Raw genomic sequence first — 26,122 nt, forward strand, 5'->3', positions numbered from 1 at the left:
AACGCCGGACCGTCCCCTCCGGCTCAAGTCTACGGTCAAGTCGAGACACAAAACGATCCTCTCGTGCGGATCGTCAAATTGCCCGGTCAGATCGCCCCACAGAAGATGGGGTCGGAACATCGCTTACTTTTGGCAAGGCCGCCGGGCTACCTCTCAACTTGCCGGCGAGTTCACGACCGTCTTGCTGGCCGCCCACGCTCGTCCGCAGATATGCCCCTCTGCTGTCGCGGCGGGCGTGGATGCGTTGGCCGATTGTCGTTCGCACCGGCTGCGCACGGACACAGAAACGTGATCGAACGCTTCGGTCGGGTTCTACATTTGGGGTCCGTCGACTCCGGTCGACCTCCACGCCTGCCGCCTGGTGGACCCCTCAAACCCCCATAATGGTGGGTGTGGAGCATGCATTTTGCATTCAGCCCGGCCGTCGAGCCTTCCCTCGACCGCCACGCCCGCCCTGACGTTCGCCCCCCCTCCCGAAGGGCGGGCGTGGATGTTGAGGGACTGTGCCCCGTTCAGCCCCGGTCCGTTCGCGCCGGACTGAACATAAGATAACCGAGCGTTCCGGTCTGTTCGGAGCGCAAGGTGGGGGACCGATCCCCCACCCTTGGTCACCGCAGCAGCGCCCGAGGCGGCAGGTCAGCCCGAGCGGCCAGGGCCTCGGCGATCCGCACCCGATCCCGTGAACGGGCGAGAGCTGCATCCGCGTCAGCCATCAGCCGCTCGTGCCGGAACAGGTCGAAGCGGGCAAGCCGGAGCATCCGGACCGCGAGGAAGGCGTAGATCAGGCGCATAGCGGATGCCTCCGCAGGTACTCGCGCACATCGGCCATCGCCTCGTCGGTCCACTCCTCGAAAGTCAGGGCGTAGCGGAGACGCGCCATGATCGCCGGCAGCGTCGTGAACGCCTGCGCATCCGACTCCTCGGTTGGGTCGTAAAGCTCCTCGATACGAACAAAGAGAGCGTCCGCCGGCTCTCGGGCGACAATGTATGCCCGCCACTCGGGCAGCTTCTCTGCCTCTGGCCACTGCGGAATGACGAAGTCTCGTCTCGCTTGAGACCAAGCCTCGTAGGCCGCTTTGTAGTGCGACGCGAGACGATCGTACTCGTCCAACATCGCGACCAACTGCGGGGCGATGGCGAGAAACCGGGCCTCATGGTCCGGCAGGATGGCTTCAGCGGCGACCGAGGGCACAGAGGCCAGTGGGGCCGCCAGGATGGCGCCGAGGGCGGCGCGGCGGGTGGAGGCCATCACTGGATACCCTCCTGCGCCGCAGTGACGGCCTCCCGATAGTAGACGCTCAGCCGCTTGCCGGCTTCCATCAGCGGCGTAGCGATGGTGTTGAGCATCGCGTTGTCGATTTGGTGCTCGCACCCCGCCACGACGGACAGGAGTTGCCCGTAGCGGAACACATCCGCGATATCGCCCTCCAGCTTCAAGAGGGGGTGCAAGGCCGGATTGCGCTCCTTCATGACCGCGCCCTCCTGTAGTTGGTGCCGTCGAAGCCGGCGACCGCCGTAGCGATCTCATGAACGTCGCCGTCTTCCTCGGGATCGTGCGGCTCATCCTGAACGTCACCGCCGTGCTCGTTCTCGGCTTCGAGGTCGGCGCCGTCCTCAAAGTCCGCGTCGCCATCGAGATCATCTAATAATGCGATGTCCGCCTCGATGCGGTCGGCGATCCGGCGACGTAGCTCGCGGAGGTGCTGTCGATCCAGATCTGGATCCGCGGCGCGCATGGCCGCGATGGCAAGGGTGACGGGGCCCGACTGCCGGCCGGGCGCCGCGCCTAATAAGCTTCGAGCGTTTTGCTCGGTCTGAGCAAATTTGCTCAGGCCCTGACTGCCGGACAGGCGTAATAAGGACGTGCGTGTGCTATGGGCGTGGGTAGCCATGCCGCTCTCCTCAACAGAGTGGTGGGGTTAGGTCCGGTGCGGGAGCTTCCACCTTCCCGCCGGACCGGCATTGTGGTACCACTGGCCGCGAGGCACGTCAACTATGGTACCACATGCGCACGGGTAGAACCCGCGGGAAGCAGACCGGCATCCAGATCCAGGTGCGGGTGCAGCCCGAGCACGTGGCCCCCCTAGACGCTTTGATCGCCGCGCAACCGGATCCGAAGCCGACGCGGCCAGAAGTGCTTCGCGAGGCTCTAGCCGAGCACCTGAAGGCGAGGGGCTATCTGAAGTGAGGCGGACGAAGCCTAAGCTGCCCGACAGCCTGACCCAGCACCTTTCGGACCTGAAGGTCGTAGCCTTCCGGCCTCGACCTAAGCGGCGGAGGCCCAACCGCTTCTCCGGATCGGCGTAGAAGATCGCCGTGTCCGCCGTGACCCTTATCGTCGTGTGCTGGCCGGTGGCTTCCTGCTGCGCCTTTGGTAGAGCCGTCGGCGTCATCTTCATCGATGAGAATGGCGAGGGGCTGCGGGGTACGCCTGAGGAAAGTTTCGGCGGCATGACGAACTAGAAAGTATGCCACTAACAGAGTTGATCAATTCATATTTTCAAACTTGAGGCAATAGTATGCTGGATATGCTTTCAATTTTGAAGATTTGCTCTGGGATTGTGACTGGTATCCTTGGTATAGTAGGAATACTAGGGGATTTTAAGGACAAAGATACGAAAGCGATAACTAAATGGGGTTATTTCTCATTGGCTGGCATTATATCTTCTATGATTGTCGGAGCAATCATTCAATTACTTGAGCAGAACGGCAACGCCGCAGATAAAGCAAGATCGACAGAGGTATCACAGAGCATACTCAGCAATAGCCAGAAATCGGTCAACAATCTTGACAGAATGCTCTTTAAGATTGGCAAGCCAAATCTTTACATAGAGCTCACAAACACATGCTCTGAAGATACTAAAAGATTTTGCAAGGCTTATGCAAGTGCTGTGGCCCGCAATCAATATGTTGATCCAAAAGCTATAAAGACAGACGACAGTCCATTTAAAGATTTTGCAGTATGGCTCTCGTTCTATAAATCAAAAAATGATTATTTGGACACGCTTGCATCGACATCATACAAGCCAGATTTGCGTTATTTGGTCGAAGCCAATTCCAGCTACGCTTCTCACTCAAGAGAAAGTGTCTAAAACGACCTTCTTACCTATCCTGGCTCTGATAATCAGCGCCAAGATTACAGTATTAACGCAAAGAACGTGAACGTTTTAGAGTCGAATGGAAAAATAATTAGCACATCAGATTTAGCTGATAGTTATTTCGTCATATTTGGCTTACCAAAAGGAACAAAACTGAGAAGTTTGGAATTCATCGTGGAGGCTGGCGTCAGAATTATTTTAGATCTTGACGTTTGTCGCTACGATACACATGAATCAATGCGCAAAGACATGACCCCAACGATATACAATCATTTCGGGAGCTATTCTGTCGGCTGTCACATAAAAAACAACTCGTAGATCATCGGTTAGTGTCGACCGCTCATAACGGTCTGGTTGCAGGTTCGAGTCCTGCCGGGCCCACCACCAATCAGCTAAGTCGCTGCAAACGCTTAATGATCGTCGACCATCCGGCTTGCAACTGGGCCGGAATGCATCACAAGCTGCATAACATGGACGACGACAGCGTGCCCCTCCCTTGTCATGTGACCCGCCGCAACGGCGTGTTCCAGTACGTGCGCCGCATCCCCGATGACGTCGCCGCCGCCTTCGCCACCACCCGCATCCAGCGCTCGCTCAAGACCCGCTTGCCTACGGAGGCACGCCTCAGGGCCGCCCAGATCGACCGTGAGGTCGAGGAGCAGTTTACAAAGGCGAGGCTCAAACTCGGCTTCGAGGTCACACCCGCCCAGCACGATGGCTGGACCTGGCCGGATTGGGAGGCCTTCGTCGCGTGGCTGAAGGCGACCTGGCTCGACGAAGACCTGCAGCTGCGGGCGAAAACCATGCGCGGTCGCGACTTCGTGGGAGAGGGGGCATCTCCCCAGGCCGTGTGGCTTGATGCCGCGGCGATCAAGGAGCGGATTGCGTTGAGGAAGCGCCTGCTCGTGCTGGGCGTCGCTGAGTATGGCCGCGAGCGGGCCGGCTACCTTCAGAGCTACGCCCGGCGCCTCGGCATCACGATCTCACTGGCCTCTCCCTATCACGAGCAGACTATGCGGGCCTGTCTCACGGCAGAGCTCGAAGCCCTGAACGTGGTGTTCGCGCGCGAGGGTGGACAGCGCGTCGCGCATCCACACCCGGATACGATCATCGGCCCGTGGCGCCGGCAGCCGGAGGCGATTCAGGCCGCGGCCGTCGTAGCTACCGTGTCCGACGCGGCACGCGGCTGCGGTAAGTCGCTCGACGACTGCATCGAAGAGTGGATCAAGGATCGGGTTCGTCTCAAGAAAAAGGTCGACGGCCACCTCGTCAACGACATGCGGGCGACCATCAAGCGCTTCGAGGATCTGAGCAGGATTTCGGACGTGGGCCTCGTCGAGCGCAATCACGTCATCCGCTTCCGCGATCACCTCACCGACCACGCCGGCTACAAGGTCGCGACGGTCAACAAAAAGGTCGGGTTCATCACGACGATGGTCGCGACCGCCGCCGGCAAGGGCTGGGTCGGTCGCGCCATCGAGGGCGGGATCTACATCGACGTTCCCGAGGACGAGGACCAGCGCGACTCGTACTCGCGGGAGGAGCTGGAACGGATCTTCGCGCATCCCATCTTCCGATCAGGCGAGCGGCTCACGCGGGCGAAGGCCTGCGGCGAGCTGCAGTTCTGGCTGCCTCTGATCTCCTGCACACACGGCCTGATCTCGTCGGAGATCCTGCAGCTCGGGCCCGACACGGTCTGTAAGCACCCCGATGCCGACGTCCTCTGCTTTCGCGTCACCACCGCGGGCGGGCGGGCCATCAAGGCATTTTCGCGTGAGCGCTATGTTCCGGTGCGGTCGGAGCTCATCACGCTTGGGCTGCTAGAGCTTGTGGAGGTGGCCAAGACAAACGGCTGGCGCACGCTCTGGAAGGCAGTTGAAGATCGGTCTGGCGACGTCTCTCTGACGTCGAATTATTTTTCTGCTTTTTGGAGTGATTTTTCGAAGACAACAATCCGCATTGAGGGCGAGCAGAAGTCACTGTACTCTTTCAGGCACGCATTTAAGGACGCCCTCGATCGCGCCAAGACCAGTATCGAGGTGAAGCAGGCTCTGATGGGCCATTCGGACCCGGGTACGACCGGGAGGTATGGGGCTAAGCGGCAACCCAAGCCTGTCGACATCAAACTCTTGCGACGGTCAATCCAGAAGCTCGAATGGGTTTTTCTCGGCGCGGTACGAGGTTCAGGTCAGTAGCCGAGATCCTCATCTAAGCAACAGCCCGCGTAATTCGCTGATGTGCCGGCACTAAACAGCGTTACAGCTGCGTTGTTGTACATGGATGTGCGACAACGGGCAACTCGTCGTTGGCTCAAAATTACGAACGTCAGTTCGGCTTGGTCAGCATGGCAAGAACGACCGAATGTGTCCGTCTGAGGTTCGCCTTTGAGAGTCAGATTGCCAAAAGCGGAAGCGGTGCCCTGTGCATTTTCGACGCCCACAATCAGGGAGTACTCAACCCCCACTGGCACCTGGATCGTGTCGGCAGTAGCCGCATCGTCATCGAGCGCGCCAATCTAGTCCTTCCGCACCCAGACACGCACGAGGTCGCGCGAGAGGTCATGGCGCTTGGCCAAGCCGTGCAGCGACTCGCCAGACGGGTACACCTGTACGACCTGACGCTTAAACGCGATGCTGTGGGAGCTATGTCGGGACATGGTCTTTGTCGTCCGAAGACGCAGCAAACCGGTCAATCAGGCCAGCCTAATCCGCCCAGCGTCAGGGGCCCACTCCGATCCATGGTCAAAATTCAACGCCGTTTGACAATCAGAGGAGTTTGCCTGGGCATTGAGCTTCGACCGACGATGAGCGAAAGCCTCTATTCCGCTTCGGAGCAGGACTTCGTGACGGCTCTATTGGCCGCGACGAGAAACTCGGTCCATGAGAGGCGCGAGAGCTAAACGAAGGGAACAAAACGAGCTCGCGTGGTTTGAATTTGAGCTTGGCCGCCGTACTCGGGGGGGCTGTCGTGACGTCGGGAATAGCGGCCAGGACCGGCAAGGTGAGATGGCGTGCCAAAAAGGCGGTCGGGCCTTCGCGCGCCTCCGCCCCTCTGAAGGTGCTCCTGCCGACCCTAAGTGCGAAAAAGCCCTGGGTTCGGATCTTCGTATCGTACTGCTGCGCCAATGCCGCCACACAGTCAAAGCTTCAGATCCATCCCGAGCAATTGAAAAGCCATCAGATCAAGACCTGCTTCGTCGGTGACATTTATGTCGGAGACTGGCTCGATACCAAGCTTTCGCGCACGCAATGGGCTGCGCACGTTTTCGTAGCGCTGATGAGCCCCAAATACCTGCATAGCCGCGGGTACCAATTGAAGTACAAGCAAGCGATGGGCCGCCGTGCCCGCTCCGCGATTCGGGTCGTCGTCGTGATTGTGCGCCCCTGCGACTGGAAGGCGACGGACGCCTCCGAGCGCAAGGTGTTGCCGCGCGAGGGCCGCTTGGTCAGCGGCCGGCAAGGGGGGACGACGCCTTCGACGACATCACGCAGGGCCTTCGTGGCGCGCGCGGTCATGAACGAGATTGTCAGGGCCAATTCGCGCGCCGCGACGTCCAACAGGAAGCAAGAGGGCGCCGCTTCCAGGCAAGCGCACCTCGTCGTGGGAATTGAAGGGCGGGCGAGACGCTGGAAAAGCCAAGGGCAGGCCATCGCCAAGCAAGCGCGTTGCCGGGTGACGGCGGCGCTCGTGAATTCGGGAAGCGAAGATGTCCCTCGAAGAACACGTTACGCCAGGCAAACCGGTCGCCGGTGATGCCGATGGCGGAGACTCTCGCAACCCGGGCGCACTTAAGCTGCATTTGCCTGCCGTCCGCTTCGAGGAAACAAGGCGCATCGGTCGAAGGTTCTGTCTCCTCGTCCCTGCGTCCGAGCGAGCGGTGGAGCGTGTTTCCAGCCTCCGGATCTCATCGAAGCGGGACGTGGTCCTGCACCACCTGACGGACGGCGAGGTGGTGGTCGTCGCCGATAAGCGCCTATCGACCGTGCCCCCTGATGTCACCGGGGTGCTGCTTCAGGAACAACCGGACCGCCCAGCTCGCTGGCAGTGGCACCGGCGTCTGGCCGAATTTAGCGCCCATTTCGCAGATGCTCCCGAGTCCGTCGCCCTAGACATCGAGGCTTCGTGGCGCGACGCATTCCGCTTCAAGACCGAGGTCGCCGATGCGGACAACCGAGTGGCGAAGGGAGACGAGGGTCTCCGGCCGCCCCAGATCGGCGCACTGCACGCGATCGGCATGCACTGGAGCGTCTTCGCCATGGAGCCGGCGACCGTCGTCATGCCGACAGGTACCGGCAAGACCGAGACGATGCTCTGCACCGTCGTGAACTACCGGCGCGGTCCGACGCTTGTGGGCGTCCCCTCGAATGCCCTTCGGTGGCAGACCGCTCGGAAGTTCGAGAGCCTCGGATTGCTGAGGACGCTCGGCCTGATCGGCCAGGATACCCATAACCCCGTTGTCGCCGTCATCACGCGCGAACCGTCTTCTAAGGAGGACCTCGAACTGCTGCGCGGCTGCAACGTCGTGATCGGCGTCATGGCGTCGATGACGGGAGCCGCGACGCGACCGCTCTTCCCGGATATCGCCGCGATGACGAACTCCCTGTTCGTCGACGAAGCCCATCACGTCGCGTCCGACACGTGGAGCGCCTTCCGAAGCCATTTCGCGAATCACCGCATCGTCCAGTTCACCGCCACGCCGTTCCGGCAGGACGGCAAGCTCGTCGATGGCCGCGTGATCTTCAACTACCCGCTCTCGGCCGCCCAGAAGGACGGATATTTCAAGCCGATCCGATTCCTGTCGGTGTTTCAGGTTGACCCCGAGAAGGCCGACGCGGAGATGGCCGCCGAGGCGCTGACGGCGCTGCGAGCCGACCTTGCGGCAGGACGAAACCACCTCCTCATGGCCAGGTGCGCCCGCATCCCGAGGGGCGACGATCTCGTCGCCCTGTACCGGCGCCTCGCGCCCGAGATGAAGCCCATCCTGGTTCATTCCGAGATGGCGCGACCCGAGATCGACCGCCACCTCGCCACCCTCCGTTCCGGGGCGAGCCGCATCGTCATTTGCGTCAACATGCTCGGCGAGGGCTTCGACCTGCCGGAACTTAAAGTCGCCGTGCTCCACGACCTGCACAAGAGCCTTCCGGTCCTGCTACAGTTCACGGGCCGCTTCACCCGCAGCTTGGGCGAGCGCATCGGCGATGCCACCGTCATCGCCAACATCGCCGATCCCAGGGTCTCCTCGAAGCTCGAACGCCTCTACAGCGAGAGCGCCGATTGGAACCAGTTGCTGAGCGAGGCGAGTTCCAATGCGGCTCGGGAGCACGCGGAGCTGATCGAGTTCCTCCGCAACTCGGATACCCTCATCCCGGAGGAGAACCTCGACGGCTTCCGGATCTCGAAGACCCTCCTGAAACCGAAATTCAGCACCATCGCCTACAGGTGCGAAACGTTCAGCCCGAAATCCTTCCATGAAGGCATTCCGGACAAGACCTATGTCCACGCGGCTTGGTACAATCCGGCATCCTCGCTGCTGTTCTTCGTCACGAGAACGGAAGAGCGCGTCCGCTGGACCAGGAGCAAGAAGCTGGCGGATCGCCAATGGAACCTCTTCGTCCTGTATCACGACGAGGAGACGGGCCTTCTCCACCTGAACTCGTCCGACAAGAGCAGCATGCACGAGGGGTTGGCCACCGCCGTCGGGGCGACCGTCCGGATCTCGGGCGACCATATCTTCCGCTCGCTCGGCGGCATCAACAGGTTGATCTTCAACAACATCGGCCTGCGAAAGCACGGGCGGCGGAACATGAGCTTCGCCATGTACACCGGCGCCGAGGTGCGATCCGCCTTGACCCTGACGGAAACGACCGGGGCAACCAAGTCGAACCTCGACGGCAGGGGTTGGGAGGGCGGCGCTGTGGTATCGCCCGGCTGTTCGGCCAAGGGCCGGGTCTGGTCCAAGGCGCAGGGCACCATCCCGCAATGGGTGAGGTGGTGCCGACCGGTCGGAAGGAAGCTCCTCGACCCAAACATCAACGTCGACAACATCATCCAGAACCTGCTCGTCCCCACGGTCGTGAAGGGAGCTTTCCCTGCCGAGCAGGTCCTCTCGGTCGAATGGCCCGCCGAGACGCTGAAGACATCCGATGAGCGCATCCTCATCGTGAAGAACGGCATCGAGGTGCCGATGGCCTATTGCGAGTGGGAGCACGAGCCGGACGCATCGACGCCGGAGCGGATCGCCTTCCGCCTCGTCTCCGCCGGCGGGGAACTCAACGACAGCATCGCCTTGGAACTCGACGCCGAGAAAGGCTACTGCTTCACCGGCGCCGGACATCTTCGGCTCAAGCAAGGCCGCTTCGGCACGGCGCTGGTCGACTATCTCTACGACTATCCCCTGGTCGTCCGATACGTCAGCCTCAAGGAGCTCGAAGGCGATCTCCTGTATGAACAAACCAATGCCGCCCCCGCCCGGATCGAGGACCGACAGCTTCAACCTTGGGACTGGAAGGACGTCGACATCCACGTCGAGTCGACCTGGAAGAAGGGAGTCGAGAGGCCACGCTCGATCCAGTCACGCGTCGGCGCGCATTACGTGGCCGAGGGTTTTCAGGTCGTCTTCAACGACGACGATGCGGGGGAGGCTGCGGACCTTATCTGCCTGAAGGAGACCGAGGAACTCATCCGCCTCGTCCTGGTGCATTGCAAATTTTCCGGCAAGCCCGATCCGGGAGAGCGCATCAAGGACGTCGTGGAAGTCTCTTCCCAGGCGATCCGCTCCGCGGCCTGGCGCGGCAACTTCGAGCGCCTGTATCGGCACATGATCTCGCGCTCGAAACTCTCCGGCAACGGCAACACGACCCGTTCGCGCTTCGTGAAGGGCTCGATGCAAAGGCTCTCGGATCTCTCCAGGGCCGCCCGCATGAAGGCGGTCGAGATGGAAATCATCATCGTGCAACCCGGCGTCATGCGCTCGGCCATTACCGATGACCAAGCCATGGTCCTTGGCTCGGCCTCGGCCTACCTCCGACAAACCATCGACGTAGATCTTTTGGTCGTCTGTTCGGGCTGACCCGGATCCGTCCAACGCGCCGGCTCCGTCTTCGGTAAACCGACGTCGCCGTCCGGATGGCGAAGGAGATCAGAGCGAGACCCTGGCCTTGATCGAGTGAGACGACCGGTCACTCGACCTTCCGTACGAGGCTACCGTCCGGGCTCCCTGGAAATACTTTCGTCGCCAGACCCGCACTGCCATATTGTTCCTCATGGCATCCATCATCGTCTTAAGCCTCCAGCGCTCCAGCGCTTGACCTTCTCGTGCGTGCGGCGTGCCTGCATCGTCCGAGTATGGCAGGCTTTATCGAGTGCCGACGACATTTCGAAAGCTGTTCGCATCACTCAGAGGTTTTGTTTACATGGCGCTGCTAAAGCATCGTGGCGCCTGCATTTGGCTTGCGTTCAACGGGACCTACCCGCCAACACATCTTCTGTTTAAACAAAGAGTTTTCAATGCCCTATCACAATCTTACCGACGCCGAAGCAAAGTCACGACTCGGCCAGTTCGTCGCCGAAGCCGTAAAGGTGATGACCGGCCGGCGCTTTTCGAGGAAGCCATTATCGGCTTATCGGATTGAAAACACAGCCGCGGTTGATGATAACGAGAAGACCGGCAAGGAGTATGCCGACTCAAGACATCGCGCTGAACAGGAGAACATCAACGATATCGATCGTATGCCGCGACGAATTAGAATTGAAGAATTTCATTTTGTACTAAAAGATACTGGAATAGCTAAGCAGAATTCAGATGAGTTGGAATATCTCATTGGACGTTATGGTAATATAATAGATGAAATAATGGAAAATGCTTGGCAATCGCATCGCGACAAACTGCAGGCGCGATTAGATAGTGAGATCAAATAGGCCGTGAGTGCTCAGTGCCCCGGATCGAACTGATTTTGCCGGGTCGATGATCCTCGGCATTGAACGACCGAGAGACCATGAGCCATGATCGCGTTCGAAGCTTCTAAGCCTCCAATCATCGAGTCTCATCCTTCTGGCCGCGACTATGCAGCGCGCGTTTCGTGGAGGTTCAGAAGGCCATACCGCTGAGAGCTTATCACAATGGTCAGGCTGATCCTGGGTTTCGTGCTACTCGTGGCGATCGTGGTGATTGGGTATCCACTGGCCTGCATCGCCGAACACGGGACTGATCTACGGTTGTGGCCGGGTGTCGCCGAGGTACCAGAGGCTTTCCTTCAGGCGGCCGTATCCTCATACGGCGTGCACGTCGTCGACACCTACCGAACCATGTTCAACGGGCGAGCGCCGGCTCTGGCCGGCGGCGGGTTCATGCAGGCGCTGATCATCACCTTGGTCGGCGGCGGTGTGGCCGGCTGGGTCGGCACCCCCAAGCTGAAGGGGCCGCAGCGAGACCCCAATGACACCTATGGCGGCGCCCGCTGGCCGAGTGTGGCGGAGCGCACCCGTATGCGCGCCGGCCTGGAGCTCGGTACCGATCCGGTGACCGGGCGCACCATCCGCTTCTCCGTGAAGGGCAATCTCGTCTCGATCGCCCCACCCCGGAGCGGGAAGACCAGCGGCTTGCTCATTCCAAACCTGCTCGCGCCCGAGGCGAGTGCGTGGTGCGGACCCGTGGTGGTGATCGATCCGAAGGGTGAAGCCTACACCGCCACCGCGCGGCGCCGGCGTGAACTCGGGCGCCGCGTCGTTTGCCTCGATCCGAAGGGGATCGTCGGAGGTACCGATACATGGAACCCGCTGCTGGCCCTTGATCCCGATGACATCCTCTATCTCCAGCGCCTCGCTCGGGCGCTTTTGCCGGACACGGTGGGCGGTGACGGACAGTACTTCCAGAACCGGGCCGCCGACGTGATTGTCGCCGGTTTTCTCGCCGCGCGGGCCGAGGGTCAGCCGACCGCCCGGCGGGTCTCTCAGTACATCGCCGACATCAATCTGTTCGCACAAGCGCTGCAGGCCGTGCCGGCCGATCCGGCGCGGAAAACGGCCGCGCTGCTGGATTCGGACCCCAAGACCCGCGATCCAATCCTTTCCACCGCTGCTCAGGCGTTCCAGTGGTGCGACGACCCTCGCCTGCAACGGCTTACCGAGACAAACAGCCTCGACCTTGCCGCCTTGTGCCGGGGTGAGGTCGATCTATTCATCACCCTGCCGACCGAGGACATGCGCGGCCTGTCCCCATTCATTCGCTGGCTGCTAACTGAGCTGTTCACGAGCGTGCGCCGCAATAGACCGAGTGAGCGCCTGGTCGTGTTCATCGACGAGGCCAGGGTTCTCGGCCGGTTCGAGGAGATCGTCGTAGCCTCGGGCGAGTTGCCCGGATACAACGCCAGCCTGTGGAGCTTCTGGCAGGACAGGTCCCAGTTGAAGGGCCTGTACGGTGAGGCCGATGCGCGCACGATGCTGGCCACGGCCGAGGTTGTGACACTGTCCGATCCGGCGCTCGTCGATCCGCAGGAGCGCGAGCACTGGTCGCTGGCGATGGGTGACTATACTTTGCTGGAGGAGAGCCGCACGGTCGAGCAAGCCCAGGACGGCAAGCCCGGTCGCACGACGGTCACTAAGACCGCGAAGCCTGCGCGACTGAAGTCCGCCGAGGCGCTCTCAGCTCTGCCGCTGACAGACCTCGTCGTGTTCCCCAACTGTCCGCTGCATCCCAAACGCGCGCTGCAGATCCGCAAGACGCGTCATGATGATGTTCGATTCGATGGGCTGGCGGACGCGATCGCCGGAACGGTTGCCGCCTAAGGGCGCTCGGTGATGGCCTTCCGGGTATCCTCGTCCGTTATCTGGATCTCGCCGTAGCCGGCCGCGTCGAACCAACGGCGTAGGTAGCTCTTGCCATCGCGCCGGAACCACACGAGGTCGGTCCCCTTGAACTCGTCCCTACGCAGGACCTGCCCTCCGGCCAGCGTCCAGGTCATGCTGTAGTCGCCGGTCAGGCGCACCGGTACGGCGTCCTGCAGGGTATTGCGCCGAGCTGACCACGCCAGGCCGAGCGCCGGGCCGAGGAGTAGCACCAAACCGATCAGGCCGCGGCGGCGGTAGCGCGCATGGCGTAGCATCCGGCGCACTGCGCCGCCGAGGCGATTACGCGCGCGCAGGCGCCGGCGCGGCAGCGCCTCGGCCACGGCTCGTTCTAGCTCGGCACGATCAGCCGGCGTGAGGACCGCGTCACGCAGCCCCGCCACCCGCGCCGCCGCTGGACTCGCGAGGATCTCCCGCAATCGGCGGGCGCTCGCCTCGCGGGCGCGCGCCTGCGTGGCATCAACCTGTGCCTCGGCTTCACCGAACCGCTCGCGCAGCCGCCGCAGGGCATCGCTCACCCGATCAGCCACTCGGCCGACTCCCTTACCGCGCGCATCGCCTCCAGGCGGAACTCGGCGAGAACGCCGACCGTGGTCGCAGCGAGCGCATAGTCCGGCTCGCCGCCCTTGTCGCGTAGCTGCTCGGCCAGCTTCTCCTCGTCGAGCTGCGGGATCAGCGCGAGGCCGAGCGGATCGACCACTGGGCGCACGCCAGCCGCGAAGGAGAACCGTGGGAGTCGTGTCACGCTTGCTCCCGGCACGAGTTGCCGGACCCGGTCGATGTCGACCGTGTCGCGGTACTCGTTGGCCACGACGAACTGCTTCGCCGCCCAAGGCTGCGCCAGAGCAGTCAGTGTCTCAAGGCTATCGTAGGCGCTCTCAGGGGCGGCAGCCACGAAGAGCACACCGAGCCCGCGGCCGCGTCGGGCGAACAGACCGGCGGCTCGCCCGACGGCGGCCAGGAATGGGGCAGCCCCATTGGCGCCGATATCGACGATGGCCGGCCGCGTCTCGCGTACGAGCGCGTTGATCACCGGGTTAAACTCGACCATCGCCGCTTCGCCGCCGGTCTTCATCAGTTCAGCGCTGTCGGCACGGATCGGGAAGTGCCGCACGCGCTCGCCGAGCTCCAGCAAGCGCGTGCTCGATTCGATCTCGTAAACGGGGGCGTCTTCGACCGCCTCGGCGAGCGCGCGGGCGACTGTGCTCTTGCCGACACCGCCGGTCTCCTGAACGACACACAGAAGGCGCGCGCCCGCTGGTGCGATTGCGCTGCGGCCGGAAGCAGCAGGGGGCGTAGATGGGGCGCGGGCCATGGGTCAGTCCTTCTTGAGCAGGGATTGGGCGCGGGCGAGGGCGGCGCGGCGACGCTCGTCTTCGGCGGGTCGTGGAGGCAAAGACGTTGCGGCTTCCCTCACGAGATCAGGTGATAAGCTCGGGCGTTGACGGGCCGAATTCGCCGTTGCAGGCGAAGGGGCAGAGCCCAAGGTAGCAGTCGGGGAGACTTCGTTCCTGATATCGCCTCGATCCCGACGTCCTGCCTCTTTGGCAGCCGAGCGCCGCGTTTGGCGGCGCACGCTAGCCACGACGCCAGTAAGGTTGCGCTCGGTAATCGCCCGACCATCGGCGGTAGCGAAGCCCTGCGCGGTCATCCCTGCGGCGATGGCGGCCCAGGTGCGGCCCTTGGCCTTGAGGGCCAGCAGCTCGTCGAGATTGTCGCGCACCGCCTGCATTAAGCCGGTGGCAGGCCGCCCGCCCGGCGCTAGAGCCCCGCGCTGAGCATTAGGGGTTGAGGCAGCGTCTCGCGCGAGACGGCGTAGATCGAGGCGGGGGGGCTGGGCCATACCGATGGTGTAGCCCGCGCCTCTTTGCGGACCCGTGCAGGATACCGTTCGGATCCCGTTCGATGCGGCAACCTCCCGTTAGGCTACGGCAGCAGACGGGATACTGCGGCAGAGGGCGACACGGTCACGGCATAGGACGGCAACGATACGGCAAGCTGTACGGCAACAATGGAGGTATCACACCACACGCACTGAAGTGATGACGCGTTAACCAAGGCGGCTCGACCGCCTCGCCGATTGGCCCGGAAAGTGTCAGGCGTCTGACCTCGCTCCGCGCGCAGCAGGTACGCCGATGGCTGACCAAATCAAGTTCACCCTCATTTTGGATGCCGCCCTCGCCGCCCGTCTGAGCACCTTGGCAGCCGATCAGGGATGGTCTGCCGAAGAGCTGGCGGCCGAGTGCGTGGCCCAGCACCTTGAGGTCGCGATCCGCCACCGGGTGCTGATCGAGCGCGCGGAACGGATCGACGCCGCCATCCTCGACATGGCTCAGGCCGTAGGCGAACTCGGCGCGCCTTCAGGGGGCATCGATCTGACCAAGGTCTGTCGCTACCGGCAGAACGGCGGGGATCGCGATGCGACGGCGGATCTGGTGGGATGACCGCCTCGCTGCACCGGCTCGGGGCCGGCCCCGAGGCCGGGCTGTACTACACCAACGATAGCCAGCGTGAGGCGCGCCCGGACCGGCGCGACGAGTATTATGCCAAGGATGGCGATGGCGTGTGGTGGAGCAGCGGCGGGACGGTCGTGCGCCACGGCGCGGCGATCGACGCCGCCTCGTTCCGCGATCTCTGCGCCGGATATCATCCCGGCACCGGCAAGCCGCTGGTGCGCGGCGCCGGCGCGGGTCACTGGGCCGGTCAGGACTGCACCCTGACCCCGGGCAAGTCCGTCTCCGTGCTGTGGATGGCGGGAACGCCCGAGCAACGTGCGGCGATCGAGGCGGCCCACCGCGCCGCGGTCGAGCGCGCACTCGCCTTCGTGGCGGCGGAGGGGCTGGTCACGGTTCGGACCGGTGCGGGCGGTGTCGATCGGCACCGGCCGAGCGATGTGATCGTCGGTCGCTTCGACCATTATACGACCCGGGAAGGTGATCCAAATATTCATACCCACTGTGTTTTTATAAATGTCGCAGGAGCACCAAAGAACGCAGGTGCTGGGCGGTACAAATCTCAGACGCATTTGACCATCGAGGTTGAACAATTCTACACTTATCAGCTCGCGGTCGGTGCCGCGTACCGCGCAGCCCTGGCGGAGGACCTGCGGGAACGGTTCGGACTGCGCTACCGCGAGGCCGGACGCGGGCAGTGGGAGGTTGCCGGACCGCCCGAGGCGCTGCTGGCGGCCTTCTCCAAACGCGCGGAGCAGATCCTCGCCTATGCCGGCGCCGGGGCCACCTCCGCCCAGCGCGAGGTCGCCGCTCTCGCCACCCGCCGGGGCAAGGACGAGCTGCCGACCGGCCCCGAGCTGGAGGCGCGCTGGCATGACGAACTCGCCGCCTGCGCGGTCGATCCGTGGGTGGCTGCGCGCTATCCCGAACTCGATCCCATCCTCGCGATCTCGGCCGCACGCGCGGCAGAACGCGATACACCGTTCGATTCGCCCGAGATCCCCGGCGACGGCCCGGTGGCGTGCGCCGCCTCGGACCTGTTCCGGCACGAGAGCGTCGTGACTCGCAGGGATCTGCTCCAGCGTGCCCTGGAGATCGCGGGCGTGCAGGGCCTTGGCGTCGGGGTGGTCGATGCGGAACTCGCCAGCATGGAGCGGGACGGCACGCTGCTGCCGCTGGCGGCCGCCGAGATGGTGCCGGGGGCGAGCGCGTGCTGGACCAGCCCGGGCATCGCCGCATGCGAGGCGGCGATGCTGCGCGCCGCCGATCGCCCGCTGGAACGGAGCTGGATCGCTCTCGAGGCGGTGTCGACGACCTTGGTCCGGGACGGTCGCCTCAGCGCGGAACAGGCCGAAGCCGTGCGCCACGCAGCCGGCTCGGATGGGGTGTCGCTGCTCCAGGCCGGAGCCGGCACCGGCAAGACCACGACGGCCGCGGTCCTCGTCACCGCCGCGCACGCCTCCGGGATGCGCGTGATCGGCCTGGCGCCATCCTGGGTCGCGGCCGATGAACTCGGACGCTCGACCGGGATCCCGGCGCAGGCGATCGCGCGCTGGCGCCACGACCACGCCAAGACGGTGAGGTCGGATGCCGTGCCCCAGGTCGACGCCGCGGCGCTCGACCGCGACACCCTTGTGCTGGTCGACGAGGCCGGGATGGTGTCGACCCGCGATCTGGAGGCGGTGTTGAGCGCGGCGCAGGCGTCCGGGGCGAAGGTCGTGCTGATCGGCGATCGACGGCAACTCGCCTCGGTCGCGGGCGCCAGCGCCTTGCGGGCGGTGGCCGAGATAGTCGGGCGCTCGGCGGTGCTCGGCGAGGTGCGCCGTCAGACGGTGGACTGGCAGCGCGCCGCCTCGGTGGTGATGGCGCGCGGCGACGCCGAGGCGGGCCTGCGCGCCTACGCGGCCGAGCATCGGGTCGAGCTGGTCGCGGGCGCCGAGGCGGCACAGACGCGCGTGATCGCGGCGTGGACCGAGCAGCGCGCACGCTACGGCGACGACGTGCTCATCGTCACACGGCGCAACGCCGACGCGACGGCGCTGAACGCCCGGGCGCGGGCGGCGCTGCGGGCGGAGGGCCGGCTCGGCCCCGACTTGATCACCCCATCGTCGCGCGACCGCGAGGATCGGCTGGTACCGCTCGCACTCGCGCTCGGCGATCACCTCCGGTTCGGCGAGAGTCTGCCGCACCTCGGCCTGCGCAACGGTACCCGCGCCCGGGTCGAGGCGATCGCGGCGGAGCCGGATGGGAGTGCGCGTCTGCGCCTGGCGTTGGAGGACGGACGGGTGATCGAGGCAGCGTGGGACGAGTTGCGGCGTACCCCCCGGTTCGGCAGTCGGCCGACACACCCCAAAGTTGTACACGCTTACGCTGGTACAGCTTATGCAGCGCAGGGCCGGACCTGTTCCGCGGCGGTGGTGTACCTCGGGGCCGGCACCGACGCGCGCGAAGTCTATGTCGGTCTGACCCGGCACCGGCATGAAGCGCAGGTGGTGGTCGAGCGCGACCGACTCGACGCCCTGTGCCGACAACGCCAGGCGGATCCGCGGATGCCGGCCACCGACACGATGATCCTTGAGCGGCTGTTCCGGGAAGCGCGGGGCTATCACGTGAAGGCCAACGTGGTCGACTACGCCGCCGACCGGGTCGCGTTCGTGCGCGACGGGGAGCTTGGGCTGCCCGAACGTGTCGCTGCAGGGATCGACGTCGGCCGGGCGGTGCGCGCGGCACGGGCGCTGCGCGAGGCGGCGGCGTGGCTCGGGGTCGGACACGTGATCGTCCCGGCCTGGCGCCTGATTGACTCCTACGGGCGTCGGCTAAGCCGCGCGCCGGCCCCGGCGGTCCGCCGCCTGGTGACGCGGCTCGCGCGCCATCTCGGCCGCCTCGATCCGGAACGTGGTCGCGAGCACGGGATCGAGCGGTGAACGTCGGCTTGGGGGCATGACCGAACGCGCCATGGGCGTGGTGATCCCGACTGACCAGCATCACCCATTGGGCCCGCGGAACAGGTCACCCAGCTTAGGTTGGAACAGGATCGTCCAGCAGCGGCGCTTGACCTGACCGGCTGGCTTTGGACCGAGCTGATTGAGAGGATCAGCCTGGACCAGGGGAGCTGGGGATGAAGCGACGACAGAAGCCGAGCGCGGAACAGGTCGTACTGATGTTGCGCCAGATTGGGGTGCAGACAGCGAAAGGCAAGAGTTTGGCGCTGGTCTGCACCGAACAGCGGACATTGGGCTTTGCGCCCATATTGGTCATGCAACGAGCTGCTGACGCTTCTCCACAGCAGACGCTCAGCCTGACGCCGGCCACCCAGCAGAATCTGGAGCTAATCCAGGCCTTGCAAATGCGCCGCGCCGGCGGGCTTGAGAACGCCCTGCGCATCATCAGCGGAGATACCGACCATAACCAAATGCGGGAGGCCGAGGTGTCGCTCGACGGCATGCTCGGGAACGCCGCTATCTAGCACCTCGCATGGTTACACGGGGATGCTGCGACTGCCATGAGCTAGCCGCCGTCAGCGCAGCTGCAAGCTGCTGTCACTGTCGCGCAACAACCCCCATCGTTCGATTTTGAGCGACTTGTTAGATCGCAACCTTCACCGTATCGGTGAATGGGAAAAATCAACCAAAACAGCAGTTTATAACAATTTTAAACAGGACCGTTCCGACGCCGCACTCTCCTGCGGCGACCGCGAACGGCTGTCCAAGATGCGCTGGGGCATGCTGGTATGAAGACCGAGAACTCTCGACTTGGAGCTTTGCGTTCGCTTGCACTTGCAAGTGTCTCAGTTGCGATACTCAGCTCCGCTGCTGGCCAAGCGCTATCGCAAGAGGCGAACACGCCTCGTCGCGGCGGCTCAGCCAACGGAGCGAGCGTTCAGCTAGATGAGTTGAGTGTCGAGAGCCGCAGTTCCGGAGAGCGTTACGGACCAGTGCCGTCAGGCCAACCTAGGCCTGGCGCGCCAGAAAACCCAAACGGACCGATCGACGGCTTCGTAGCCAAGCGTTCCGTCACAACGCTGAAGACCAACACGCCTTTGGTCGAGACGCCGCAATCCATCACTGTGGTCGGCCGCCAACAGCTCGACGCTCAAAACGCTCAAACGCTTGTCCAGGCGACCCAATATTCCGCGGGCACATATTCAGGATCATTCGGCTTTGATTCGCGCAATACATTTGTCTATCTGCGCGGCTTCAATGTCAGCGATTTTGGTATATACCTAAATGGCCTTCAAACCCTTAATTTTGGCTTCGGTTATTTCAATTACAATACTTTTGGGCTTGAGCGTGTTGAGGTACTGCGCGGTCCCGCGGCTGTCCTATTCGGCGCAGGTTCACCCGGCGGCATTATTAACCAAGTGAGCAAGCGCCCAACGTTCGATCCATTTGGCTATGTCGAGGTCGGCGGAGGTTCGTTCGGCCAACGTTATGCAGCCTTCGACTTCGGCGGACCGGCAGGCGATAAAGAAGGTCGGTGGTTCTATCGGCTTACAGGCTATGCTCGCAACGGCGGCACACAAGTCGACGGCGTTCCGGACGACAGCTATTTCATCGCGCCCTCCTTCACCTACAAGCCAGATGGGGCGACCACTTTCACCCTGTTGACCGCGTTCCAGCGCGACAACACAGGCGTGACGGCAAACTTCCTGCCTTACTACGGCACGGTGCGACCGCAGGCACTCGGTCTTCGGATCAAGCGCTCGCTCAACGTCGGCGATCCGAACATCAATACCTTCCAACGTGACCAAGCGTTCCTCGGGTACCAGTTCGAGCACGTATTCAACGATACATGGACCTTCCGCCAGAACCTGCGCTACTCGTTCGGAGACACTTATCAGAATTCCTATATCGGCCAGCTTGGCTACGATGCGACGGATGCGACACAGACACAGCTCGCGCGCTACCAGTTTCTGGTTAAGGATCGGGTCAACCTATTCCAGGTCGACAATCAGGGTGAGGCGCGGTTCTTCGATGGATACTTCCGCCACGACCTGCTGATGGGCCTGGACTACAAAGACTACCGCCTGAGCGATAATCAGGGCACCAACTTCGCGGCCAATCCGTTCTACTCCGCGCCCAACCTCAACATCCTTGCTCCGAGCTTCGGCCCCGCCATCGGGGTTCCGGGCCCGTATCAGGTCAACTTTGATACCTTCAAGCAGCTGGGCATATATTTACAGGATCAGATCAAGATTGATGATCGCCTGACCATCGTGCTCGGCGGTCGTCAGGACTTCGCCGACAACCGAGTGACTGACAAGCTCACGAACGGCGCTTTGAACAATGGCCGCAGCGACAACGGCACCACCTACCGACTTGCGGCGATTTACAACCTCGACTTTGGACTGGCGCCTTACGTCAGCTATTCGACATCGTTCCAGCCCCTGATCGGTACCGATGTCTCGAACCAGACCTTCAAGCCGGAAACTGGCAAGTCGATCGAGGGTGGTGTGAAATTCGAGCCGCCGGGCCAGGGCTACTTCCTAACGCTTGCAGGCTTTGACATCCATCGTAAGAATGTCCTCACGACGAATCCAGACGCACCGCTGTTCCAAGCGCAACTCGGCGAAGTGCGCTCAACCGGCTTCGAGGCGCAACTCGTCGCCAACGTACTCGATGGCCTCAACGTCGCCGCTTCGTACACTGTCTATGGTCTGACGAACGAGCGGGACGGCAACGCTAGCATCATCGGCAAGGTGCCAACGAACATCCCTGAAAATTTTGCCAATGCGTTCTTCGACTACACCATCCCGACTGGTGAACTTCGCGGCTTCGGATTTGGTGGCGGCGTGCGCTATTTCGGCCGGTCATTTGCCGACGTCGCCAACACGTTGCGGGTCCCAGACTATGTGCTGTTCGATGCTCAGGTGCACTACAATTGGGACCGCTTCCGCTTCCAGGTGAACGCCACGAATATTGCCGACCGGCGTTTCGTCTCATCCTGCCAAACGGCGAACTCGTGCTTCTACGGCGACGCACGCCGTGTCATTGCCAGCATCAGCTACAAATGGTGATGGTGCGCCCATGGCAGCGTGCGAACCTATGCTGTCCATGAAGACTCCGGCAGGCGCTAATCGGGTGCCTGCCGACCGCTTGCTGAGACCCCGCCTCGCCATTTGCGATCGACCCGGAGGCCCCGCCGCTTCGGTCGAGCTCGCGCTACTGCCACTGGGTCCAGAGCCTTCGCCTCCGTGGTCCAGCCAGCATTCGACAGCGCTGCCCGCATAGCCCTCCAAAACGCTCGATGTCGCCATTGACTGAAACGTCGATAGGTAGAGCCAAGAGGCCCATAGGCCCTGGGGCAGTCCGCCCATCGACACCCGTTCAGTGAGACGTAGATGATGCCGGAGAGTATGCGCCGGTCGTCCAGTTGACGGGCTTTGGTTGGGAGATGAGGCTCGATCACTGTCCATTGATCGTCATTGAGCCAGAACAAGCTGTTCTGATCGGGCATATGGTTTGGGCCGCACGAAGACACTGGCGCAAATTAGAACGGCTCCAATCAATCGACAATACCCCTCATCAAAATGTGCGCGAAGGCGGGCGGGCCGTGGTGATGTAGGTAAACCGCGAAATCAGCGGAGGATCATCGAAGCGGACCAGCTGCTTTCGGCCAGCTTACGTCATGCTGAATTGACAATGCGCGCAGAACCGGACGTTCCGCCTTGCGCCCAATCCGGACGAAAAGGTCGTGCCGCCATCATCTCGAAAGCAGACATCGCCTCTGGACTGATTGCTCTGCCGCCAAGTCGAGGGCGGCCTACCGGAGACGGACTCGGCGGCCTACAGCCGAAGCACTGGTTTGGCCCTAGTCCGGCTTGGTGAACTTGCATTTGCCCTGCAGTGACCACGGTCCCCGCGCCCCGGCTTCGGCGCAGAACGCATCGACCGCCCGGGTCACACCCGGGAAGCGGCCGCCCAGGCGGTCGTAATCGTCGGCGATCAGGAGGCCTCCAGGTCGCAGGACCGGCCACCAGGCGCGCAGGTCCGCCGCGACGGACGCCTCCTCGTGCCCGGCATCGAGATGAATGACGTCGGCGGTCACGCCGCGCAGACGCAGAAGTTCCGCGGCATTCACCGAGTCGAGCGGTAACGGCACGATGTGGTCCGTCATGCCTTCGCGCAGCACATTGGCCAGGAAGGTTCGATAGAGGCTCGGATAGCCATGCTCGGTGGCGAGTTCCGCGAAAAGCGCCTCGTCCGCCCAATGATCGACGGCTCCGAGCCACGTATCGACCGCGATCACGGTGCCGGCGACGTTGTGCTCGGCCATGGATCGCGCGAGAAAGAGGGCGCTGGCTCCCTTCCAAGTTCCGATTTCGACGACCACGCGGGGCTGGAACTCGATCACCGCCTCCGCGAGGTAGGGGTGGATGCTGCGCCAGCCTTGAAGGTCGCGGGCGCGTAGGTCGGCCGGGGGATCCGCGAAGGGGTCGCGGCCGTGCCACAGGGCGGCGATCAGGTCCTGACGGGTCATGTCACTCTGGTTTCAGGGTTTTGGAAAGGCGCAGGAGGGGCAGACACGCGGGGAGTGCGGTGGGGTCACCCGACGGCGCAGGCCTGCGCGTAGAGCGCCTCGCATCGGTCGAGCCAGCGTGCGCGGGTGAACAGGCGCAGGACACGCCCGCGCGGGACCGGCCGCGGGATCGCGAGCGCCTCGCCAATGGCGCCGGCAAGACTTTCCTCGTCCCCCGGGTCAGCGAGGGATCCGGCTTCGCCGACGACCTCCGGGACGGCGCCCCGGGCGAAACCGGCGACCGGCAGGCCGCAGGCCATCGCCTCGATCGCCGCCAGCCCGAACGGCTCGTCCCAGCACGGGGTGGCCAGGAACACGGAGGCGCGGCCGACCTCCGCAGCCAGATCCGCGCCGCTGAGTTGACCGCCGTAACGGATCGATCCTCCGAGCAACGGCGCGACCTGTTCCTCCCAATATCCGGGCTCCTCGATCGGGCCGAACAGGGTCAGCGGAAGCCCGGCCCGGCGCGCCGCCGCGATCGCGTGCGGCGCGCCCTTGTCCGGCGTGATCCGCGCGCACCAGACGGCGCTGCCGTCGCCGCGCGGTTGGTAGGGCCAGGCGACAGGATCGATGCCGTTGTGGAGCACCGATGCCTCCGGGGGCGCCCCGTCCGGCCACCACGCATCCAGCTGCGCCCGGGACGTCGCGGTGATCCGGTGTCCCGGGGCGGGGCTCGCCTGCACGAACCAGCGCAGGGCATCGTAGGGCGGCACGTGCAGCGACGTGACGGTCGGCGTCGCGGCGGTGCGCCGCTTCTCCAGGGGCAATCGGCTCAGGCTGTTGTTGTGGAGCACGTCGAAGCCTCCGGCGGCGATCCGGTCGCAGGCGGCGGCGTAGCTGGCGTCAAGATGGCTCTTCAGCCCTCCATCGCCCCGGTGCTCCAGGCCGGCATGACTCCGCTCATGATGGACCGGGATCACAGGATCCAGGGCGAAGCGCGCGTCGCTGTCGCCAGACGCGAACAGCGTGACCGCGTGGCCGCGGGCGGCGAGGCCGTCCGCGAGGCTCCAGGTGTAGGCTTCGAGGCCGCCCGCGAAGGGCGGGGCGATCGGGTGGCGGAGATGGGCGAGGAGCGCGATCCTCACGCCGTCACCGGCGCGGGCGCATCCGCTCGGGTCTCGGCGTCCCGCCTCGCCTCGATGGCGCGGATCACCGAGGCCGCGTTGGTGTAGGGCTGGTGACCCTGCTGACCGGTCAGCGCAAGATCGGAGGCATCGGGCCGGCGCAGGATGCGGATCGGTTGGTCGGGCGTGTCGTCGATCAGGCCCATCACTTTGAAGGCATAGAGCCAGTGGCCCATCGTGCGATAGCCCCACTTGGCCTCGAACAATTCGGCGTTGCGCACTACGCTGTCGAGGTGATGGACCGGCGGCATGTGGTGCGGATGGTACTGGTGATAGGCGCGCGCGCCCTTCATCCAAGCGATCGGGATGCCGCCCTGGTCGAGGATCTTGCCGAAGTCGGTGTCCTCGCCGCCGTAGCCGGTGTAGCGCTCGTCGAAGCCGCCGGTCGCCAGGAAGGTCGCCCGCCGGATCGCGAAGTTGAGCGACCAGAAGCAGCGGTAATCGTTGCAGATCTCGATGCCGGAGGCCGGCGGGCCGCGGCGGTCGGAATGCTTCTCCGCCACGACCTCGAGCCCGGCGTAGTCCCAGGCTTCCGTCGTGGCGCGCTCGGGCAGGTGCAGCACCTCGCCCATCAGCAGCCCATCGAGCTCGGAAAGCCCCCGCGCGTAATCGGCGACGAGTTCGGGCGCGGGGATGCAATCGACGTCGAGGAAGACCACGGCATCGCCGGATGCCGCTGCCACGCCGCAGTTGCGCGCGGCCGCCAGGGGCAGCTCGCCGCCCGGCACGAGGATCTGGCGCACGGGGAAGCCGACAACGGGCAGGTCGTAGGGCGTGTCCTGCATCACCGCGACGATGAATTCGGCGGGGGCTTGCGTCTGGCGCTGCAGGCCGAGGAGCACGTTGCGCAGATGCGCCGGCCGGCCCTTCGCCAGGGTCACGACGGAAACGGTGGGCATGGGGTGATCGGTCTCCGGTCGACCCAGGGAGAAAGAGGCGTTCATTCGGCCGCGATGTCCTGAAGCGGGGTGGATTCGACCCTGGCGGGTCCGAGGTCCCAGAGCGCGTCGGTCAGCCCCTCGAGCCAGCCGGCGGCGCGGACGGCGGCATCGGGGGCATAGAGGCCGCGGAGGGCGGTGACGTCCAGGACGCGGGCTCGGGCGAGGAGGTCGCGCCAGCCCTGGAGGTCGCCGGGCCAGACGGGCGCTTGCACGGCGGCGCCGAGGCGGACCAGCGCCTCGGCCTTGCGGGTCTGCTCGGCGAAGTAGCGCCATTCCGGCATGACGATCAGGCGACCGCCGACCCGGGCGACCTCATGAATCGTGTTGTCGCCCGCCGAGGCGATCACGATGTCGGCGGCGACGAGGTAATCCGTCACCGATGGCACCCAGCCGAGTTCGCGCAGGTTGGAGAAATCGGTCTCGTGGCCCTCGCGGTGGGTCGGCCCGAGGGTGAGCCACAGGGTATCGGGTTCGGCCCGGGCCGCGACCGTGAGCGGCGCGTAGGGCGTGCCGCTGCCGCCGCCGCCGGTCACCGCGACGACGATCTCTCGTGCGGGATCGAGGCCGAGTTTGGCGCGCGCCTCCGCGCGCTCCGGCACCCGGTCGACGCTGGTGCACAGGCCGCCACTGTAGAAGGTCTTGGCGCGCAGCTGCGCCGGGTAATCGTCCTGCTCCAACCGTTCGTCAAAGGGGGCGAGCATTCCCACGCAGGCCTCATAGGCGCCGACATGGCCGATATCGGAGCGGTCGCCGTGCATGCGGATCTGCACCGCCGGCACGCTGGCAATGCGCGCGAGCAGCGCAATCTCCGCCGAGACGTCGACCACGAACAGGCCGATCCCGCGCTCGTCGAGATGGTCGAGAATAGCCCGCATGGTCCGGCGCATCGCGTCGAGACCCAGGGGGACGCAGTGCATCACCTGGGGCGTCGGCTCGGCGTAGAGCCGCGCCGTCGGCACGGCGGCGCCGATCATGTTGGGCAGCGCCACGATCTCGATGTCACGGCCGAAGCCGTCGAACAGGTGCGGGCCGGCGGTCAGCACCGAGACGGCCCGGTCTCGGGCAAACTCGGCGGCCACTGCCATCGTGCGGTTGGCATGGCCGCGGCCCTGGTGATGAACGAAGAATGCGATCGGCTTCTTCAT

Annotated in this window: 22 protein-coding genes; 10 read left to right on the forward strand and 12 right to left on the reverse strand. The window is 64.0% G+C overall.

The window, feature by feature from the left end; translation table 11 throughout:
- Positions 1–608: 608 nt before the first annotated feature.
- From ACLBYB_RS28430 to ACLBYB_RS28445, 4 genes are read right to left on the reverse strand one after another with little or no spacing between them, the layout of a single operon-like run.
- Positions 609–791, reverse strand: coding sequence for a hypothetical protein (locus ACLBYB_RS28430; RefSeq protein ID WP_447700770.1), 183 nt, complete (start codon positions 789–791; stop codon positions 609–611).
- The gene (locus tag ACLBYB_RS28435; protein WP_447700771.1) at positions 782–1,249 is read right to left on the reverse strand and encodes a hypothetical protein; all 468 of its coding nucleotides are present in this window, start codon (positions 1,247–1,249) and stop codon (positions 782–784) included. Before ACLBYB_RS28435 ends, ACLBYB_RS28430 begins: the two co-directional genes overlap by 10 nt.
- Entirely contained in the window at positions 1,249–1,470 is a 222-nt protein-coding gene (locus tag ACLBYB_RS28440; protein ID WP_440761538.1) for a hypothetical protein, read from the reverse strand. Before ACLBYB_RS28440 ends, ACLBYB_RS28435 begins: the two co-directional genes overlap by 1 nt.
- Entirely contained in the window at positions 1,467–1,892 is a 426-nt protein-coding gene (locus ACLBYB_RS28445) for a hypothetical protein (RefSeq protein WP_447700772.1), read from the reverse strand. The genes ACLBYB_RS28440 and ACLBYB_RS28445 overlap by 4 nt, the downstream gene beginning before the upstream one ends.
- Before the next feature lie 627 nt (positions 1,893–2,519).
- Between ACLBYB_RS28445 and ACLBYB_RS28450 the strand changes: the two genes are divergently transcribed.
- From ACLBYB_RS28450 to ACLBYB_RS28475, 6 genes are all read left to right on the forward strand, one after another.
- Positions 2,520–3,092 carry a hypothetical protein gene (locus ACLBYB_RS28450; RefSeq protein ID WP_447700773.1) on the forward strand — a complete coding sequence of 191 codons (573 nt, stop codon included), beginning with the start codon at positions 2,520–2,522 and terminating at the stop codon, positions 3,090–3,092.
- Positions 3,093–3,511: 419 nt separating this feature from the next.
- On the forward strand, positions 3,512–5,293 hold the full coding sequence (locus ACLBYB_RS28455; RefSeq protein WP_447700774.1) for a DUF6538 domain-containing protein: 1,782 nt from the start codon (positions 3,512–3,514) through the stop codon (positions 5,291–5,293).
- Positions 5,294–6,098: 805 nt separating this feature from the next.
- Positions 6,099–6,851 (forward strand): hypothetical protein, encoded by a 753-nt coding sequence (locus tag ACLBYB_RS28460; protein ID WP_447700775.1) that lies wholly within the window; start codon positions 6,099–6,101, stop codon positions 6,849–6,851.
- The gene (locus ACLBYB_RS28465) at positions 6,805–10,167 is read left to right on the forward strand and encodes a DEAD/DEAH box helicase (RefSeq protein ID WP_447700776.1); all 3,363 of its coding nucleotides are present in this window, start codon (positions 6,805–6,807) and stop codon (positions 10,165–10,167) included. The genes ACLBYB_RS28460 and ACLBYB_RS28465 overlap by 47 nt, the downstream gene beginning before the upstream one ends.
- Positions 10,168–10,604: 437 nt before the next feature.
- Complete coding sequence (locus ACLBYB_RS28470; RefSeq protein ID WP_447700777.1) at positions 10,605–11,015, forward strand: hypothetical protein; 411 nt, start codon at positions 10,605–10,607, stop codon at positions 11,013–11,015.
- Positions 11,016–11,216: 201 nt separating this feature from the next.
- The gene (locus tag ACLBYB_RS28475; protein ID WP_447700778.1) at positions 11,217–12,881 is read left to right on the forward strand and encodes a type IV secretory system conjugative DNA transfer family protein; all 1,665 of its coding nucleotides are present in this window, start codon (positions 11,217–11,219) and stop codon (positions 12,879–12,881) included.
- On the opposite strand, the gene ACLBYB_RS28480 is transcribed toward ACLBYB_RS28475, so the two are convergent.
- From ACLBYB_RS28480 to ACLBYB_RS28490, 3 genes are read right to left on the reverse strand one after another with little or no spacing between them, the layout of a single operon-like run.
- Positions 12,878–13,459, reverse strand: a complete 582-nt coding sequence (locus ACLBYB_RS28480) for a hypothetical protein (protein ID WP_447700779.1) — start codon at positions 13,457–13,459, stop codon at positions 12,878–12,880. The two genes, ACLBYB_RS28475 and ACLBYB_RS28480, sit on opposite strands and share 4 nt — an antisense overlap.
- Entirely contained in the window at positions 13,456–14,256 is an 801-nt protein-coding gene (locus tag ACLBYB_RS28485) for a chromosome partitioning protein (RefSeq protein ID WP_447700780.1), read from the reverse strand. The genes ACLBYB_RS28480 and ACLBYB_RS28485 overlap by 4 nt, the downstream gene beginning before the upstream one ends.
- 3 nt (positions 14,257–14,259) lie before the next feature.
- Positions 14,260–14,664, reverse strand: a complete 405-nt coding sequence (locus tag ACLBYB_RS28490) for a hypothetical protein (protein ID WP_447700781.1) — start codon at positions 14,662–14,664, stop codon at positions 14,260–14,262.
- 412 nt (positions 14,665–15,076) lie between these two features.
- Here ACLBYB_RS28490 and ACLBYB_RS28495 point away from each other — a divergent pair, with 412 nt between their 5' ends.
- The 4 genes from ACLBYB_RS28495 (at position 15,077) to ACLBYB_RS28510 (ending at position 21,410) form a co-directional block, all read left to right on the forward strand.
- Entirely contained in the window at positions 15,077–15,385 is a 309-nt protein-coding gene (locus ACLBYB_RS28495; protein ID WP_447700782.1) for a hypothetical protein, read from the forward strand.
- Complete coding sequence (gene mobF, locus ACLBYB_RS28500; RefSeq protein WP_447700783.1) at positions 15,382–18,318, forward strand: MobF family relaxase; 2,937 nt, start codon at positions 15,382–15,384, stop codon at positions 18,316–18,318. Before ACLBYB_RS28495 ends, mobF begins: the two co-directional genes overlap by 4 nt.
- A 194-nt stretch (positions 18,319–18,512) precedes the next feature.
- A complete protein-coding gene (locus tag ACLBYB_RS28505; protein WP_447700813.1) occupies positions 18,513–18,860 on the forward strand; it encodes a hypothetical protein in 348 nt (115 codons plus the stop codon).
- A 264-nt stretch (positions 18,861–19,124) separates the two neighbouring features.
- Entirely contained in the window at positions 19,125–21,410 is a 2,286-nt protein-coding gene (locus tag ACLBYB_RS28510) for a TonB-dependent siderophore receptor (protein ID WP_447700784.1), read from the forward strand.
- Between the two features lie 56 nt (positions 21,411–21,466).
- On the opposite strand, the gene ACLBYB_RS28515 is transcribed toward ACLBYB_RS28510, so the two are convergent.
- The 5 genes from ACLBYB_RS28515 to ACLBYB_RS28535 form a co-directional block, all read right to left on the reverse strand.
- Positions 21,467–21,850 carry a transposase gene (locus tag ACLBYB_RS28515; RefSeq protein WP_447700785.1) on the reverse strand — a complete coding sequence of 128 codons (384 nt, stop codon included), beginning with the start codon at positions 21,848–21,850 and terminating at the stop codon, positions 21,467–21,469.
- A gap of 354 nt (positions 21,851–22,204) precedes the next feature.
- Positions 22,205–22,747 carry a class I SAM-dependent methyltransferase gene (locus ACLBYB_RS28520; RefSeq protein ID WP_447700786.1) on the reverse strand — a complete coding sequence of 181 codons (543 nt, stop codon included), beginning with the start codon at positions 22,745–22,747 and terminating at the stop codon, positions 22,205–22,207.
- A 191-nt stretch (positions 22,748–22,938) separates the two neighbouring features.
- The gene (locus tag ACLBYB_RS28525) at positions 22,939–23,997 is read right to left on the reverse strand and encodes a glycosyltransferase (protein WP_447700787.1); all 1,059 of its coding nucleotides are present in this window, start codon (positions 23,995–23,997) and stop codon (positions 22,939–22,941) included.
- Positions 23,994–24,935 carry a glycosyltransferase family 2 protein gene (locus tag ACLBYB_RS28530; protein WP_447700788.1) on the reverse strand — a complete coding sequence of 314 codons (942 nt, stop codon included), beginning with the start codon at positions 24,933–24,935 and terminating at the stop codon, positions 23,994–23,996. The genes ACLBYB_RS28525 and ACLBYB_RS28530 overlap by 4 nt, the downstream gene beginning before the upstream one ends.
- A 41-nt stretch (positions 24,936–24,976) precedes the next feature.
- Complete coding sequence (locus ACLBYB_RS28535) at positions 24,977–26,122, reverse strand: glycosyltransferase (RefSeq protein ID WP_447700789.1); 1,146 nt, start codon at positions 26,120–26,122, stop codon at positions 24,977–24,979.

Source organism: Methylobacterium sp. D54C (assembly GCF_053345595.1).